Genomic DNA, 12,524 nt, shown 5'->3' with positions numbered 1-12,524 from the left:
ACCGCTGTCAGTCTCCGTCAGCCGACATCTCGACGCCCGCTTCGTCAATATCGACTTTGGCTTCGGTGAGGTTGCTGTCTCGCCACGTCCCGCGTCGATACCAGCCGTAGGCGATGAGCGCCCCTGCGACGTTCGAGACGGCGAACGACAGCCAGATGCCGGATTCACCCATCGGGCCCGCGGCGAACCACGCAATCGGGAAGCGGATGATTCCGAGCATCAACACCGAGATTGCCGCGGCGGTGAGCGTCTTCCCGGCACCGCGGAAGCTCCCGGTGTAGGCCCGCATAATCCCGATAAACCCGAAGGAAAGCGCGACGTAGCGGAGGAACTGCGTCGTGATTTCGACGACTTCGGGGTCCGTCGTGAACAGGTCGGCTATCGGTGCGGCAATGAACCAGACGAGAACACCAGCCAGGGTGAGCACGCCGAACAGCACCGTCGCCGCGAGGCCGGCCGCTTTCGCTGCCCGGTCCGGTTTGTCGGCCCCCATGTTCTGGCCGGTCATCGTCTCGACGCCGCGAGCGACCGCGATAGCCGGCAGGAAGACGACCGAGAACACGCGCGTTCCGATGCCGTAGGCGGCGACGACCGTGTCCGGGAACATCGCGACGATGACCAACAGCAGGTTCATCGACAGCGCACGCCCCGTCCCCTCGACGGAGGCGGGTAGGCCGATGCGAACGAGACGGCGGAGATACGAGAGGTCCGGGGCCATATCGCGGAGGTGAATCTGGACGCCGCGGTTCCCCCGGAACATGATCGCCAGCCCGACGACCAGCGCCAGCGCCCGGGAAAAGACGGTCGCGATGGCGGCCCCTTCGATCCCGAGCTCGGGGAACGAAATCGTCCCGACGAGCGGCGCGTTCTCGACGACCGTCCAGCCGAATATCAGGAACGGGTCGATGATGATGTTGAGCACGACCGAGCCGAACATGACGAGCATCGGCGTTATCGTGTCGCCGTAGCCCCGCATGAGCGCGACGAAGACGAAGAAGCCGAACATGAACAGCAGGCCGAGCGAGATGACCTCCATGTAGCTGGTCGCCATGGGCAGGACGTCTTCGGACGCGCCCATCAGGCTCAGAAACGTATCGACGCCGAAATAGCCCGCGATGCCGAGAACGAACGAGACGATGACGGCGAATGTGACCGTCTGTGAGGCGGCGTACTCGGCGTCGCGCTCCTCGCCCGCGCCGGTGAACTGCGCGACGAGGACGCTGCCGGCGACGGATATCCCCATCCCGAGCGAGATGAGGAGGAACACCATCGGGAACGCGAAGCTGATTGCCGCCAGGGCGTCCGTGCTGTACTGGCCGAGCCAGAACGTGTCCGCGAGGTTGTACGCGGTCTGGAAGAGATTCGTGATGACGATCGGCATCGAGAGGAAGAACAGCGGCTTCCCGATGCCACCAGACGTGAGGTCGAACTCCTCGGGCCCCTTGAACAGCGCACTAACGCGACTTCGAATCCCCATCAGCGGGTCGCCTCCGCTGGCGTGTCCGTCAGGAGATGTGTCTCAGCGTATCGCGTAATCGTCTCTTTGAATCTGTCTATCGAACGGTCTGTGGCGACGTGTCGGGTATGGGCACCTGTAATCGCCGTCACGAGAAACTCAGCTGCGACGGCCGGCTCGACCCTGCTATCGAACTCCCCGGTTTCGACGCCGGCCGCGATGATTTCCCGCAGCCGGTCGAAGAGCACGGCATCGAACCTGGCCAGTTGTGTCCGGAAGGCGTCGTTGTACGGGGCCTGTGCCTTTATTTCGAGTATTGCCGTTCTGAACTCCTGACCGGGCGTCTGTCGCCCATCAGTGAGAACGGTGTCCAACAGCAAATCGAGTTCTTCCCGTGGTGTACTCCCGTCGACCCCCGTAATCTTTGCAGTGTATCGTTCGTACAAGAAGTCCAGAAACTCCGTAAAGAGGTTCTCTTTGCTGTCGTAGTAGTAGTGAATAGACGCTTTGCTCCGGTCTGCCTCGGCAGCGATGTCCTTGACCGTGAGCGCGGCGTACCCGTGCTGGCAGAGGGCGCGGTACGTCGCCTCGAGAATTTCGGTAGCTGTCTCGTCATCCATAGCGGCTGTGACTGTACTTACTAACTAGTTAGTCAAAAACGCTTTGAACTCCACAAAGTGAGTTATAAACGATAATTTAGACCGTTCAACACTCAGAGAACTAACTAACCGATAATTCAACTGCACAATAGTAGGTGGGTCACAACGGTTATCCAACCGTGGGTGAAACCGGTACACAATGGCTGGACCATCGGACCGCACCTTCTCGGACCAGACCGAGGAGATAATGCAGGCGACCTACCGGGCGCTACGCGAGCACGGGTACGCCGACCTCACGATAAAACGGATCGCGGACGAGTACGGTAAATCGACGGCTGCAGTGCATTACTACTACGACACGAAAGACGACCTTCTTGCGGCCTTTCTCGATTATCTGCTGGAGCGGTTCGTCGATTCGATTCACGACGTCGAGACGACGGACCCCGAAGCCAGACTGGAAATCTTGCTCGATGAACTGCTCGTCAAACCCCAGGAAAACCCCGATCTCTCGGTCGCCCTGTTAGAGATGCGGAGTCAAGCACCGTACAAGGAGGCGTTCAGCGACCGGTTCCGACAGAACGACGAGTACATTCGGTACATGCTCAAGGCGGTCATCAATCACGGGATCGACGAGGGTGTGTTCAGCGACGTCGACGCGGATCACGTTACCCGTTCGCTGCTGACGATCATCGACGGTGCCCGGACTCGCGCCGTGATGCTGGACGACACCGAGGAACTCGAAACAGCCCGACAGACGGCGAGTGAGTACGCCGACGCGATGTTACGGTAACCAGCCACCTTATACCGCCACCGCTCAGCCGCCGTGTATCTGCATCACAGGGTCCTGACGACACCGGCTATCGTTAGCTCGAAGCCTCGGGTCCACAGACGTCACAGCCTATCGACCAGAGGGCGATCAGTGCGATAACGGCCGGCACATGCGCGAGGACTAGCAACGGGACGACGAGTCGACCGAGGCCGAGGGAACTTCCCAGGGTGCGGACACCAGTTCCGAATATCGGGAGCGAGAGCAACGCTCCGAGTGTTATCACGCCTCGTATAGACAGCGACTGTTCGTCGATGACGTGACGGAACTGCCGAATATGGTCACGTATCACGAACACTGCACCTCCTATGTGACGGCTGAGGGAGGGTTCTGGGCTGTGTCTGGCCTCTAGTTTTAGGCTTACCTAAACACATTCAAGCCCGACTGCGACCAGATACAGGAAAATGATTTGCACGAACGTGTTCGACACCTCAAAAATATTGGTTGACAAATCTTGGGTGGAGAGGAGCAGTACTGTAAAGGCTGTCAATCGGCCTTTTGACCGTCAGACTTGGCCCGCGAGCCGTGATTCCACCTGCGGGAACAGGACGTTGTTCTCCTTGTGGACGTGCATATGTGTGTCCTGCTCCAGTGTTTCGAGTCGTTCGAGCAGACTCTCATAGCTCGGACAGGCGTCGTCCGGAACTGCGTACCCGTCGCTCAGCTCCGCAATCCGTTCGAGGTGCTCGGCCGTCGCTTCGTGGTCCGATTCGAGGTCCGCGAGCGCCTCGTCCAGACGCGCTCTTTCCTCGCCTGTGAGTTTGTCTCCGCTGTCGAGCTTCTCGATGACGGGGAACACGTCCTGTTCCTCATCTGTCGTGTGCTGATGCATCTCTTCAGCCAGTTCGAGGACTTCCCGCTCGATGTCCGCCAGCTCTGGGTGCTCTTCCGCGTGGACGCTCCGAACTTTCTCAGCGAGCTGCTTTAGCGCGGGCAGCTCCTCGCGGAGGTACTGGTGATGGGTGTCGACGACGTGTTCGATGAGTGTAGTCATCGAGTCCCATTCGTCCTCGCCGTTTTCGCTTTGTCGGCGCGCCTCGTCCAGTTGCTCCCGGACGGCATCGAGATCGAGGTCCGCTTCGGTACAGGCTGTCCGGAGCATCTGGTCACCGCCACAGCAGAAATCAAGCCCGACTGCTTCGAAGACACGAGCGAACGCCGGGTTCTCTCTGACGAGTGCGCCGAGCGGTCGGTCCGGATCGATTGGTTCAGTCATTGGTAGCTGTTACTTGCGTTCGTTGTAGGGAGCGCTCTGTTCCCCCGCTCTCGAAGTTTGGGTCGGTAGTCCATGGTCAGAACGGGACCTCCGTCTCTTCGTCGGCTGACTCGTCGACGGTCGGCTCGGCCTTTCCGATCAGGACTCTGAACTCACCGGGGTCCTGCTGGCGGTAGGTCCAGCGGAACTCCGGGCCCGCCTCGGCCTCGAACTGGTGGTACAGCGGCTTGGGGTCGTGGTCGTTCACCAGCACGAACCCGCTCCCGGTGTCCAGTTCGGCGTACGCCTCGAAGATCTGCTCGTGTCGCTGTGCCGGCGGGAGAGCTCTGACATCGAGTTCGTCGGTAATCTCGACTGACTCGTCGTCAGATGGGGCTGCCGAAACGTCATCGGCAGCGGTATCCGATTCACCGGACTCCCCCGTACTCTCAGTTTTCGTGATCTGGACGCGACAGCGGCCGGGCTCAGATTCGACGACCTCCCAGGCGAACGCGTCGCCGTACTGCTGTCTGAACTCCCGTTGCAGGGGCCGCGGCTCGTGTGGGGCGATGAGTTCCATCGTCCCGCCCTCGGGTATCATTCCGTATCGGTGATGGATCGTCGGATGCCGCTCCTGTTTGGGGATTTCGCGGACGTCGTACCGCGTAACGATGTCTTCATCGGTGGCCTCGGAATCGCCGGTCTTGACGATCTCGACCCGCCATTCGCCCCCGCCCTGACTCGCGTAGTCCCACTCGATTACGTCCCCATGCATCGATTTGAGCTCGTGGTACAGCGGCTTGGGATCGTGGTCGTTGACGAGGACGAACCCGTCACCCGCCGCCAGACCATCGAAGATATCCAGAAGCGCCTCGTGTCGCCGTTGTGGCTTCAGGTCACGGACGTCGATTGTGGGGAGCGACTCGTCCCCGAGCGGCTCGCCGACGGTCACCTGCAGCTCTCGCGGCTCTGCGTCGGGATGTGCGTATTCCCACTCCAGCGACCGGTCCTGTCCCAGCTGGTAGCGCACCAGCTGGGGGTCGATATCCTTGTCGGCCACGACTTCGATGGTATCACCGACCTCGGCTCCCGACAGTACGTCGAAGAGCTGTTCCCGGCGTTGTCCTTCCGACTGGTCTCGCAACTGAATCTCTCTTGGCATCTCTATACTGGATGGTACACGAGTGGACTGATGTCACCTGTCCCGAAGGGGTTCGGCAGCATTCCGATCCCTCTACCGATTGGACGGCAACCTGTCGGGTATCCTGTCACTGTCGTACCCGGTTCGAGACTGAGAACGGGCCGCGGATCCGCTCGCTAATACGTTCGCCGTCACGGTCTTCCGCTGACTTGTTTGACGACGTGGAACGGGCGGTTCCGAACCGGCGAGAGATTCGATAGCGGGTGCTGACACCACTCCCCGTCTATGGAACGCACTGCTCGCCGTCGCCGTCTCCCTCTGGACAGAGGCCCAGACACGCTCCATCCACCTGGCTTCGGAGACGAAACACACCGTTTTTCGGGAGGAGGAAGCCGATATCGAACGCCGTCTGATCGCCGAGGGTCGTATCTAACACCGATTGGAAGAAGGTGGAAACGACGCAGAAACGCCACCCAACCTCCGTCGCGAGAGCGTCCCCGCGATCCGTGAGCGTCACTCCCTGATATTTTTCGTAGTCCACCAGTCCCCGCTCGTCGAGTTTCGACACCATCTCCGTGACGCTGGCCGGGGTCACGTTCAAGAACTCCTGCAGTTCCCCGGTTGAAACCCGCTCCGTGGGAGATTCCGAGAGGACAGAGACGGCGAAGAGATATCGGCCTGCGCTCCGCTCGATATCGGAAACCGACGGCGTGAGCGACGAAGCGGACCCTGTTTGTGATTCTGAGGACATATCTCTTGGTCTCTCAGCTATTGCGGAAAGTGTAGTCCCGAACCCCTTCGCTCTGTCTCGGGTACGAAATCGACCGAACATCTCCGGCCCCAGGGTTTTGATTAGGTGTACCTAAAACTGATTAGCTTATGGGTACGGGAGAAGGTGAAAACAGGGCAATCTCGTTGCTCGGCCGCACCGTTCCGGTACAGGTACTCAAGCCGCGGCTCGTTCTGGCGCTGTTACTGACCGGGTCGCTGGCTGGCATCTGGGTCGCAAATCTGGCTGCCCCGGTGCTGGTTCGGGGTATCAGGTGGGTTACCCTCGCGACGCTCGGTGTTCTTGTCGGTGGGACCTACTGGCGACTCGCTCTCTTCGACCGGTCCGAGTTCGCCGATGACGACACGTACCGGACCGTCACGCACCGGTGGCAACGGATCGAAACACTCGCTGTCGTCGGATTCGTCCTCTCCGGGACTGTCCATCTCGGCCTCGGTGTCCGCGATGGCCAGTTCGGAACCGGCCGTGTGGCTCTCGGTCTCGGCGTCATCTCTGCCCCGGTTCTCTGGGTCGGTATCAGACGTATTGCTGACGGCTCGCCGACTCGCCGGGCGGTGTCGGTTCGGTCCACGCTGCTCCTCGCCAGCCTCGTTTCGCTTGCTGGATTCGCTTGGGTGGAAACGGGGACGACACTCGTGGACTGGGGGGTCCGGCTTGCTCACGTCGGCGCGTTCTCGCTGTGGCTCGGCGGCGCGATCTGGCACAACTTCGTCGTCTTGCCGACAGTACGGTCCCGACCCGACGCTGGCGAGGCGCTGAAACCACAGGCACACGCGTTCCGCCGCCACCTCCCCGTCGTTCTTCCGGTCGTGTTCGTGACCGGCGTTTACCAGACTGCCGGGCTCATCGGGCTGTCCGCTCCAGCGCTACTCGCTTCCCCGGTCGGGCACCTCGTTGCCGTCAAACTGCTCGTCCTCGCCGTCTTGACCGCAATGGTTGCCGCCAGCTGCAAGCGAAACGGGTAGTCGGCTTTACGGACCGCCACCACGGCCGAGTCGGCATCTCGCACCGACTGTCTTCGGGTCACGAGGTCCGTTCGCCGGTAATAGTCCAGAGCGTACTCTGTATCGATTTGCCCACAAAGTACCCGATAAGGCCCCATAGAACGCTACTTTCGACGCCTTGCAACACGGCTCCGACACCAGCACAGAGGACACCGAGGACAACGCCGGGATAGTTCTGTGCAGGCGATAGTACTTCCATAGACCTTTTCAGCTATTTGTGAAAAAGAGCATTCGTCCGAACCTGTTCGTGTCTGCGTTGACAGACCGCTACCGAATTAGCTGTGGCTGCTTGGGCTCCTCGTTTTGATGATCATTCAGCCCCCACCGATTGAGACCGGATAATCGTACAGTCAAGCGTCTTTTCCGGGACGACGATGGATGTGCCAGTCTCTCACAGCCATGTTTTCTTTTGTCTCGGATGCTACTCGGATTTATTCGCCAGTATTCACACATATATTACAGGAACTGTCGAGAGACGCTGCCGGGGACACACAGTAGTTCGCCGTCACGAGCGATTACCATCCGGAACGCCCCTCGGACTACCCGCTCTGCTACCGTTCGATACCTGACGCTCAAGCGATAGTATTCTGCCCTGTGGCCGCGCCGGCAGATCTCAGGCAAGCCTACCGGACTGGCGGTATTGGTAATCGCCAAAGCCCAGCAGTGGGAAGAAGAGTATCCCCAGAAACGCGAGCCCGAGCCCGAAACCGATGCCTCTCCCGAATGCTCTGGCCACTCCAGCGTGAATCTTGTACCACGCGTAGATGTTCACGAACGGGACCAGCAACAGCACTAACCACCACCACGCATTCTCGCCGATCTTGAGCATGATGTAGAGGTCGTATATCGGAACAATTGCCTTCCAGCCTGCGTGATCGGCCTTCTCGAATACCATCCACATCCCGGCAATCTGGATACCAGCAATCAACAGATTGAACAAGAGCAGTACGATATTACCACCGCCGCTGTTCTGGAGGGGGGCGGCTAACACTTCAAGCGGGACCATACCGGCACTAGTCCATAGGTATTCAAAAAAACAATGAATCTGTGTCATGACACTACTGCACTCTGGTGTTACAGATATACACTTGAACTGGTGAAAATACCCATCGGTCATCGGTGTCTTTCTGAACTACGGCACAGCGTTCTAAACTCGCAAAATGCACTTTGTAACCCCGTCGCCGCTCGTCCCCATCAGCCAGCGACAATCGAATACACTCAACTACCAACCACATTCGTTTCGGCCCGTTTGAACAGCCGACGGGTCGCCTACGAGTCCACCGTATCGCCGCCGGCGACACTTTGTTCTGTCGGCGGCTGAATGGTCAGATGGTCCCGCTTCGATTCGATGAGGGACGCCGGCAATCGAATGTCGCCGTCGGAATCCCGCTCAACGCCGAATATCTCCTGCACCTCGCTGTTGATGACAATCGTCTGAAGTTCCCCCGTAGCTGTATCGAGCGTAATGTTTTGCAGTGTGCCGACTTCGCGGCCATCAGTACTCACGACCCGGACGTTGGAGAGCTGGTTTGCGAGGACCGTTCGCATACTAGTCACTCATCCCGAAATTACCATAAAAATACTGATCTCTCCCAACTTCCCACGCCCTGTCGTCTCTTACTGCAAAACGACTGCATATGTTGATGGCATGAACATCGTCGACGCCGAAACGGCATAACAGAGATGACCGTTTGCAGCAGAGCGGCTTCGCCGGCTCTCCAAGCTGATTAGTACTGCCGAGTTCAACGTGGTTTTAAGCTATCGCAGACGGTTTTTCAGTCCCACTGCAACTGCCAGTCGTATGCAAGCGAATTGCCCTCCACCTGCAAACCGGTACTGTCTGCAGCATCGCCCTCGAATACATGCACAGTTGCCTGCTCTGCGGGAGGTGGTTCTGTGAGGGTTCGGTCGGTGGCGCTGGCCGCGGTGCTTATCGCCGCAACGGCGACGGCTCCGGGGCTGGCCGCTGCTGAGCAACAGGCCACGGTCTCAGAGGACAGTCTTCCACTGCACTCAGACGAACAGCAGGTGATCACCGGAGAGACCACGCTGGAATCCGGGACTGAGATGACGGTCAGAATCCAGTCAGCTGATGCGTCGAACCCATTCCTTCAGCAAAGACAGGTCAGCGTGCAGCCCAACGGGACGTTCGTCGCCCAGTTCGACATGTCTGGGGTGCCGGCGAACACGTCCTACGAACTGTCCGCTCACGTCGACGGTGACACGCTGTTTGAACGTACTGGAACCGTCGCTGAGTGCGACAGCAACTGTACTGACCCGGTACCGGATATCCAGACTCCGACAGAGACTGACGAGGACGAAAACGTCGTCACGGTCTCTCAGGGAGAAACCGCTGAAATTCCGGTCTCGATGACTGATGGCGGGAACAAAACGCTCTCCGTCGGCAGCGAGGCAGTCAATTATCAGATCAACGCGACTGTCAGCGACGACGACGATGACGGTGAGGTGCTGGTCCTCTTCGACACCGCGGCTGCCGGCACCGACGCGGAGACCCTCAGTGTCGCGGACGACGGCGACTCGCTCACCGTGACTGCGACAGAGCCGGAACTCCCGTCGACGCTTGCCCCCGCCGCGTACACCTACCGCGTGTTCGACGGCACGACCGACGATTCGCCGACTGTCGGGACGCTCGTCATCGAAGCAAACGAGACGGCAAACGAGGAGTTCGAGGTCGAGGAGACTGCCGAATTCGGCTTCGAGGAGTCGGTGACCCGGGCTCAACAGGGCGACACTGGTCGGATTCCAATCGTCCTCGCAACCGCTGACGCGGCCACTGTCTCTATCGGGAGCCCGGCCACCAACTACGAGATCAATGCGACCGTCCGCGACGGGAACGGCGATGATCGTGTCGTGCTCCTGTTCGACACCACGGCGGCCGGCCACGACGAACCCACCCTCGAAACCGCGGCGGACGCCGACGCCGTCGCAGTCGAGTCCGGTTCGGAGGTTGCCCTCGATTCGCAACTCGCCGCGGCGAGCTATGAATTGTCGCTGTTTCGCGGGACCGAGGCGGCCGACGAACCCGATGCGGTCGGCACACTACTGATCACTGATGGCACCAACTCCACTGCGGACGCGTCGTCCGATGGCGTCGATTCAGTTACAGGCGAAACGCCGGCCCCAGGGCAGTCACAGGACGCTGGCTTGGGAATCGGTACTGGCGCTCTCGCCGTCGGCGCAATCCTCGCCATTGCCGGCGTGGGGATATGCTTGCGGTCTATCATGAACTGACGCTGTGACGGGCATCTAACCGTCCGTTTTTTGAAACCACGTCTGGACTGTTCGAGGCGGCTTTTCTGGTCAGACACCCGCTCCCACCGATATAATTACAACTACAACGCCGGGAGCTGGCTCGGTGAGCTATTCGGCCCTGCGCGCTGACCGTCTACAACGGCCGTCTCGTTCTCGGAGCATAGTCTGTGCAACGTCAGTCCTCAGTCAGCAGCGCAGCCATACCGAGAACGGTGAGACAGAGACAGAAAAACAGCACCCCCGGCTCGACGACTTCGAAAACGAACCACGCGAGTGTGCTGGTTCCACTGACCGGTCCTGCCTGCGGACTTGCTGGGGCTAGAACGCCACTACTCCCGGCTGAGTCCGCCAGTTTCTCCGCGCCCCACTGGACGAAGAGGCTCGCGAAGCCGATGAGTCCCAGCCCAGTGACGACATCAGCCATCGACTGCTGGAGACGCGGCTCCAGGTCGCGGTCGCCGACGAGCACAATCGGATCGCTTGCGGGACCGTACACGGTCATCTCGTTGCCCTTCGAGGAGTAGACCGTCTCGACCGGTTCGATGAGCTCTGCGTCTTCGAGATTCGAGACGTGGTAGTGGACGTTCTGGACCGACGTGTCACACCGGTCCGCTATCTCGGACGGCGTTCCAGGCTTGTCGTACAGCGTGCGGAACAGCGACCGGCTGGTGTCCGATGCGAGCGCGTCGAGGACGTCGTCGGTTTCGTTCTCCGCAACACCGAGTACCCGCGGTGATTCGTCTGCTGTCCCGGTCCGCTCCTGTAACGTTTCGATAGGGCTCGACATGGGTCACTGTCGGATATATGATACGGCACTCCCCAAAGGTCTGTGGCTGGGTTAAAACGAGTTTTAACCATCAGTACGGTTCTGTGCTGCCCGCACCGCGCGGACTGGCTCGACCGCCCCGTGGCCGGTTCCGTTGTCGAGTCCCGGTCGTCCCACGTCTCTCGTGGTCTGTTCCAGCAGGTGTTCGGTTTCGCGGGGGGACAGCGACCCGTTTGCGTCCAGTAGCAAGGCTGCGGTGCCACCGACGTAGGGGACTGCGGCCGAAGAGCCGACGAAGCCGTCAGGTGCTGCGGCGGCGAACTGTCTATCCGGGGCCACGACGTCGACGCCGACTCGGCTATCGACTGTCGGGCCTCGTGAACTGAACGGTTCGAGCTGGTCGATACGGCTGTTGTACGCCCCGACAGTGACGGCTTTCCGGGCCGTGCCCGGAGCCACAATGCTGTTCCGAGTCGTCGTGTGCTGGAGGTCGTGCGTCGGTGACACGAGCCGGAGCCGCGCGCCAGTCGGCGATGCTGGCCCTCGAACGACGAGATAGTAGTCGCCGGGTCTGACGTCGGCAACGATACGCTCGTTTGGTACATCGTCACCGCGGTAGGGCTGTGAGCGGGCGACGAGACGGGAGTCGGTTCCGTTCGTCCGATACAGTTCGACTGTGTACTCCTCGTCTGCGTGGCCTCGGTCCCACGAGAGCCAGACCGTGATTTCGGTCCCGCCTCGAACGTAATTCTCCCGACTCCCGTTGGTAAACGCGACTGTCCGATTCTGGACGGCCTCGGACGTGTACTGCCCCGACCAGTGGGACTGCGCGAGATTACCGGCTGGGGCGATGAACACTGACCCACTCTCCGTCGCTCGCGTCGCACTCCGGGCGACCGGTCCGGTTCCATCGCCTGGCTGCCCGTAGAACGAAACGGGTGCGACAATCACGTCGACGTCCGCTTGAACGAGCCAGTTGACTGCCTGTCGGTAACTGTCGACGCTATCGACCCGGGCGAGATAGAGGTCGGCGTCCGGTGCGGTCCGCGACACGACGGCGGCCGTCGCGGTTCCGTGTGCCTCCCGTGTGTCGTCTACGGACCCACCGCCGAAGCTCCGTGTTTCGGTGACCTGTCCGGCAATCGGTTCCGACTCCGTGTCGAATCCGGTCGGATCGACGATGCCGACCGAGACGTTCGAACCTGTGACCCCGGCCGTGTGGAGACGTGCGAACCGGCCGGCTGCTCCGTCCGACACCGATACTGATGCGGCATCGGCCCTATCCGGACGGGGGTCTGTTGGCCCTGCCACTGCGAGCATTGCGATGCTACCAGTGAGTGATACGATTGCGACGACGGCCAGTAGCAGAACAGTCCGATCACGCACTGCTGACCACCTGCCGCGATACGCCCGTCGGAATGTGGGGCGCCGGCCTCTCAGCGAACACTGCCCGGGAATCGAGTGCCGTACCGAG

The 12,524-nt window shown here is 60.4% G+C and carries 13 protein-coding genes; 3 read left to right on the top strand and 10 right to left on the bottom strand.

Annotated elements, in window-relative coordinates:
* Nucleotides 1–7: 7 nt before the first annotated feature.
* Nucleotides 8–1,477 (bottom strand): MATE family efflux transporter, encoded by a 1,470-nt coding sequence (locus VI340_RS17215; protein WP_008312198.1) that lies wholly within the window; start codon nt 1,475–1,477, stop codon nt 8–10.
* Nucleotides 1,477–2,076, bottom strand: a complete 600-nt coding sequence (locus tag VI340_RS17210) for a TetR/AcrR family transcriptional regulator (protein ID WP_008312199.1) — start codon at nt 2,074–2,076, stop codon at nt 1,477–1,479. The genes VI340_RS17215 and VI340_RS17210 overlap by 1 nt, the downstream gene beginning before the upstream one ends.
* A 178-nt stretch (nt 2,077–2,254) precedes the next feature.
* On the opposite strand from VI340_RS17210, the gene VI340_RS17205 reads away from it, so the two are divergent.
* Nucleotides 2,255–2,845 carry a TetR/AcrR family transcriptional regulator gene (locus tag VI340_RS17205; protein WP_008312200.1) on the top strand — a complete coding sequence of 197 codons (591 nt, stop codon included), beginning with the start codon at nt 2,255–2,257 and terminating at the stop codon, nt 2,843–2,845.
* A gap of 73 nt (nt 2,846–2,918) precedes the next feature.
* Here VI340_RS17205 and VI340_RS17200 read toward each other — a convergent pair whose 3' ends face one another.
* From VI340_RS17200 to VI340_RS17185, 4 genes are all read right to left on the bottom strand, one after another.
* A complete protein-coding gene (locus tag VI340_RS17200) occupies nt 2,919–3,173 on the bottom strand; it encodes a hypothetical protein (RefSeq protein WP_239642321.1) in 255 nt (84 codons plus the stop codon).
* A gap of 213 nt (nt 3,174–3,386) precedes the next feature.
* Nucleotides 3,387–4,097, bottom strand: coding sequence for an iron-sulfur cluster repair di-iron protein (gene ric, locus VI340_RS17195; protein ID WP_336330239.1), 711 nt, complete (start codon nt 4,095–4,097; stop codon nt 3,387–3,389).
* A 76-nt stretch (nt 4,098–4,173) separates the two neighbouring features.
* Nucleotides 4,174–5,238 (bottom strand): DUF2249 domain-containing protein, encoded by a 1,065-nt coding sequence (locus VI340_RS17190; RefSeq protein WP_336358834.1) that lies wholly within the window; start codon nt 5,236–5,238, stop codon nt 4,174–4,176.
* Between the two features lie 262 nt (nt 5,239–5,500).
* The gene (locus tag VI340_RS17185; protein WP_336358833.1) at nt 5,501–5,968 is read right to left on the bottom strand and encodes a metal-dependent transcriptional regulator; all 468 of its coding nucleotides are present in this window, start codon (nt 5,966–5,968) and stop codon (nt 5,501–5,503) included.
* Nucleotides 5,969–6,096: 128 nt separating this feature from the next.
* Between VI340_RS17185 and VI340_RS17180 the strand changes: the two genes are divergently transcribed.
* Nucleotides 6,097–6,972 carry a hypothetical protein gene (locus VI340_RS17180; protein WP_336358832.1) on the top strand — a complete coding sequence of 292 codons (876 nt, stop codon included), beginning with the start codon at nt 6,097–6,099 and terminating at the stop codon, nt 6,970–6,972.
* 652 nt (nt 6,973–7,624) lie between these two features.
* Here VI340_RS17180 and VI340_RS17175 read toward each other — a convergent pair.
* Together VI340_RS17175 and VI340_RS17170 are read right to left on the bottom strand one after the other, a co-directional pair.
* Nucleotides 7,625–8,017, bottom strand: coding sequence for a DUF5684 domain-containing protein (locus tag VI340_RS17175; protein WP_336330243.1), 393 nt, complete (start codon nt 8,015–8,017; stop codon nt 7,625–7,627).
* Between the two features lie 263 nt (nt 8,018–8,280).
* Nucleotides 8,281–8,559: a PRC-barrel domain-containing protein gene (locus VI340_RS17170; RefSeq protein WP_008312209.1), complete on the bottom strand. Its 279-nt coding sequence runs from the start codon at nt 8,557–8,559 to the stop codon at nt 8,281–8,283.
* A gap of 348 nt (nt 8,560–8,907) precedes the next feature.
* Between VI340_RS17170 and VI340_RS17165 the strand changes: the two genes are divergently transcribed.
* Complete coding sequence (locus VI340_RS17165; RefSeq protein WP_336330244.1) at nt 8,908–10,263, top strand: DUF7827 domain-containing protein; 1,356 nt, start codon at nt 8,908–8,910, stop codon at nt 10,261–10,263.
* Nucleotides 10,264–10,459: 196 nt separating this feature from the next.
* On the opposite strand, the gene VI340_RS17160 is transcribed toward VI340_RS17165, so the two are convergent.
* Nucleotides 10,460–11,071: an ArsR/SmtB family transcription factor gene (locus VI340_RS17160; protein ID WP_008312215.1), complete on the bottom strand. Its 612-nt coding sequence runs from the start codon at nt 11,069–11,071 to the stop codon at nt 10,460–10,462.
* 63 nt (nt 11,072–11,134) lie between these two features.
* Nucleotides 11,135–12,436, bottom strand: a complete 1,302-nt coding sequence (locus tag VI340_RS17155; protein ID WP_336330245.1) for a S8 family serine peptidase — start codon at nt 12,434–12,436, stop codon at nt 11,135–11,137.
* Nucleotides 12,437–12,524: the final 88 nt, after the last annotated feature.

This window comes from Haloarcula sp. CGMCC 1.6347 (assembly GCF_037078395.1).
GTDB classification, from domain to species: domain Archaea; phylum Halobacteriota; class Halobacteria; order Halobacteriales; family Haloarculaceae; genus Haloarcula; species Haloarcula amylolytica.
Note: the sequence above shows the minus strand (reverse complement) of the source record. Positions and strands in the feature narration are given on the sequence as shown.